Annotated in this window: 4 protein-coding genes and 1 pseudogene; 1 reads left to right on the top strand and 4 read right to left on the bottom strand. The window is 69.5% G+C overall.

All coding sequences use genetic code 11. From position 1 onward, the window contains the following. The 4 genes and pseudogenes from ABTZ89_RS37180 to ABTZ89_RS37165 all read right to left on the bottom strand — a co-directional run. Positions 1–449 (bottom strand): annotated as a pseudogene (locus ABTZ89_RS37180) (sensor histidine kinase); the annotation flags it as partial. 180 nt (positions 450–629) lie between these two features. Continuing rightward, on the bottom strand, positions 630–1,481 hold the full coding sequence (locus tag ABTZ89_RS37175) for an Fpg/Nei family DNA glycosylase (RefSeq protein ID WP_351053844.1): 852 nt from the start codon (positions 1,479–1,481) through the stop codon (positions 630–632). Positions 1,482–1,564: 83 nt separating this feature from the next. Next, positions 1,565–2,002: a DUF983 domain-containing protein gene (locus ABTZ89_RS37170; RefSeq protein ID WP_270952762.1), complete on the bottom strand. Its 438-nt coding sequence runs from the start codon at positions 2,000–2,002 to the stop codon at positions 1,565–1,567. 184 nt (positions 2,003–2,186) lie between these two features. Continuing rightward, positions 2,187–2,777 carry an RNA polymerase sigma factor gene (locus ABTZ89_RS37165; protein WP_351053841.1) on the bottom strand — a complete coding sequence of 197 codons (591 nt, stop codon included), beginning with the start codon at positions 2,775–2,777 and terminating at the stop codon, positions 2,187–2,189. An 87-nt stretch (positions 2,778–2,864) separates the two neighbouring features. Here ABTZ89_RS37165 and ABTZ89_RS37160 point away from each other — a divergent pair, with 87 nt between their 5' ends. Then, entirely contained in the window at positions 2,865–3,272 is a 408-nt protein-coding gene (locus ABTZ89_RS37160) for a PPOX class F420-dependent oxidoreductase (protein WP_351053838.1), read from the top strand. The last annotated feature ends 130 nt before the right edge of the window (positions 3,273–3,402 follow it).

Here is a 3,402-nt window from a genome sequence, read left to right as displayed (position 1 = left end):
GCGATCACCGCCAGCGCGCCCCGGGTCTCGTGCTCGACCTCCAGCGGCACCACGACGGCGTGCCGCATAGGGCACGGCCGGTGCTCGCAGGTCACGTCGCCGTGGTCGAGGAACTCGCGCTTGCCGGTGCGCAGCACCTGCTCGATCTTGCCGCGCAGGTCGGCGTAGTGGTGGTTGGCCTCGCCGTCCCAGCTCAGCAGCGTCGCGTCCGCGTCGACGATCCCCACCGCGACGCAGGCCAGCAGTTCCCGCAGGTGCGGTGCCGCCTTGTCCGCCGAAGCCGGCGTCAAACCCGCGCGCAGGTGCGGAGCCGCGCTGGTCACGCGGTGCAGCGCTGCCAGCGTGGCATCCTCCACCGAGGTGCTCACCCGACGCGCCCGGCACAGCAGGACGAACATGCCGAGCACGGCGAGCGCCGCGAGCGTGGTCAGCACCGTCCGCTCAGTCAACAACTCCGCCACAACATCAATCTGCACGACGAGCACACCAGGAATCAAGGCAGCTACGCTCAGTGCACGATTTCCGTCGGTAAGCGGTACCTTACTCTTCCGTTCAGCGGTATCGACCGATTCCACCAGCGGCTATGCACCCGTGCACAACGGGCGAATCGATCCACAGGCTGTGGACAACTACTTCAGCAGCCGGGAGAGCCGCCGGTCCGCGAGCGTCCTGCCCCCGGTCTGGCAGGTCGGGCAGTACTGCATCGAACGGTCCGCGAAGGACACCTCCCGGACCAGATCGCCGCACACCGGGCACGGCAGACCGGTCCGCGCGTGCACCCGCAGCCCCGACCGCTTCTCCGCCTTCAGCCGCGCCGCGTCCTGCTTGAGCGAGCGCTGCACCGCGTCCCGCAAGATCTCCTGCGTGCTCGCGTGCAGCCGCGCCACGGCATCGGCGTCGAGCTTGCCCGCGGTGGCGAACGGCGAGAGCTTCGCGGCGTGCAGGATCTCGTCGGAGTAGGCGTTGCCGATCCCGGCGATCGAGGACTGCTCGGTGAGCAGCGTCTTGATCCGCTCGGTGCGCCCGGACAGGACCGCGGTCAGCCCGTCGACGTCCAGCTCCAGCGCGTCCGGCCCGAGCTTCGCGATCCCCGGCACCTCGCCCGGATCGGCGACCACCCAGACCGCGAGCTTCTTCTGGGTCCCGGCCTCGGTCAGGTCGAACCCGACCCCGCCCAGGTTCACCCGCAGCGCGATCGGCCCCCGCCCGGGCTTCGGCGGCGTCGGCGACAACTTGTCCGACCAGCGCAGCCAACCGGCCCGCGCCAGGTGGCAGACCAGGTGCAACCCGTCGCAGTCCAGGTCCAGGTACTTGCCGCGCCGCGAAGCAGCGGTGACGGTGCGGCCGTGCAGCTCGGTCCACGGCGGACTCGCCGTCTTCAGCACGCTCATCGACGCGACGTCGACCCGGGCCACGGTCCGGCCCACGGCGTTGTCGCGGAGGTGCTGGGCCAACGCTTCGACTTCAGGAAGTTCCGGCACCACCCCAGTGTGCGCGAAAAACCAAACCCCGTGCGCACTTCGGGCTGCTGCAGCGACCCGAAGTGCGCACGGGGCTGGAACGACTACTCGACCGGTTGAAGGCTGCCGTTCATGTCCGGTTCGGCGTAGAGCTCGATGTGGCGGGCCACCTCGGAGACCTCCTTGCGGACGTCGTAGAAGCCGCGCACCACGCCCACCCAGGTCTCCGGCGGGTTCTCGTCGTGATCGCCGGGCGTGGCCGCGGTGATCGTCCACGGGCGGTGCAGCACCCAGCGGACCGGGAAGAACAGCACCGCCACGATCAGCAGCAAGATCAGCCACGGCGGCACGTACACGTCCTCGGGCGTCCAGACCACGAACAGCACCACCAGGAAGAGCAGCACCCCACCCATCACCACGGCAGGCGTGGCACCGCCGTTGACGTCGTGCTCGAACTCCTCCGCCGCGATCGGATTGGACCACTCCAAACTCGCCTTGATGGTCCACTCGCGGCCGTCGGAGCCCCGCACCACCCGGTTCATCGTCGCCTCCCCGCCCACCCGGGCTGGTCGCCTCAACAACATCGCATCGCCACTCGAACCCCGGCGCTAACCGAGCGTGGAGCAACGGTACCGCGCGCGTCATGGGCCCGACGGGTGATAGTCGTCCCCGAACGGGCCCATTGTCGATCATGCTGAGCGCTCCGGCCAACCCCCCGGCGGCACGTCAAACCCGGCGCAGGCACCTCCGCGCCCGCGCCACCGGCACCTCGGAAGCTTGGTGATACGCCTCACGCAGCCCGCGCCGCGCGCGGTGCGCCAACACCGCCGTCGCGTTCGGCGTCAAACCCAACTGCCGCGCGATGCTCGCCGGGCGGTGCCCCTCCACCTCGGTGCGCCACAGCACCTCGCGCCACCGCGCGGGCAACCGCGAGAACGCCCGGGCCAGCAGCTCGCGCTCGGCCTGCGTGACCTGGTGATCCCCCTGCCTCGGCACGTGCTCGCCCAACTCATCGGAGTTCATCAACTCGTCCCGCCGCGCGGCCACCCACTCCGCCAACACCCGCCGAACCACCGTGAACAAGTACGTGCGGACCGCATCCCGAGGCCCGCGACCAGACCGAACCGCGCGCAGCACGCGCAAGAAGACCTCGGCCACCACGTCGTCGACGTCGATCCCCGGCCGCTGCATGCTCAACGCGAAGCGCCGCACCATCGGCGAATGACGGCGGTACAACTCCCCGAAAGCGGCGTCATCGCCGTCCCGCAACCGCCCCAACAGCACCACGTCATCCGACGCGACCTGGTCCGCCCCCACAATTCCTCCCCCGACCGAGCCGACCGGTGAACCCCCGAACACCGACCGGAATCGCTACCGTGGACGTCCCGGCACCCGGAGGTCGCGATGGATCTCGACGAAGCCCGCGAAGCGATCGGCCACCAGCACCGCGCTGTGCTCAGCACGCTGCGAACCGACGGAACCCCCCAGATGACGCCGGTGCTGGCCACCACGGACCGCGCCGGACACGTCACCGTCAGCACTGTCGCTGGCTCCGCCAAAGTCCGCAACCTGCGCCGCCACCCACACGCGTGGCTCTGCGTCCTCCCCGACGAATTCTTCGGCCGCTGGATCCAGCTCGACGGCGACGTGGAGATCGTGGAACTCCCCGACGCCCTCCCCCTGCTCGAGGACTACTACCGCAGCATCTCCGGCGAACACCCCGACTGGCCCGCATATCGCCAGGCCATGCAAGCCGAACAACGCGTGCTGCTGCGCATCACCCCCACCCGCGCAACATCCGCCCCGAACTGATGAGGACCCCCCTGTGAACGAGCCCTGAACCATGGGCTAAAGTAGTCCCCAACAGCCCAACAGGGCGATGAAAATGCGGATGTAGCGCAGCTGGTAGCGCATCACCTTGCCAAGGTGAGGGTCGCGGGTT

Source organism: Saccharopolyspora sp. NPDC002686, from assembly GCF_040295745.1.
Taxonomy (GTDB): domain Bacteria; phylum Actinomycetota; class Actinomycetes; order Mycobacteriales; family Pseudonocardiaceae; genus Saccharopolyspora; species Saccharopolyspora oryzae.
The sequence above is the reverse complement of the archived record's forward strand: the minus strand, read 5'-3'. Positions and strand labels throughout refer to the sequence as shown.

Excerpts from the sequence above, each read along its gene's own strand:
- ABTZ89_RS37160 (WP_351053838.1), top strand. The coding sequence starts at position 2,865 with ATGGATCTCGACGAAGCCCGCGAAGCGATCGGCCACCAGCACCGCGCT.
- ABTZ89_RS37170 (WP_270952762.1), bottom strand. The coding sequence starts at position 2,002 with ATGAACCGGGTGGTGCGGGGCTCCGACGGCCGCGAGTGGACCATCAAG.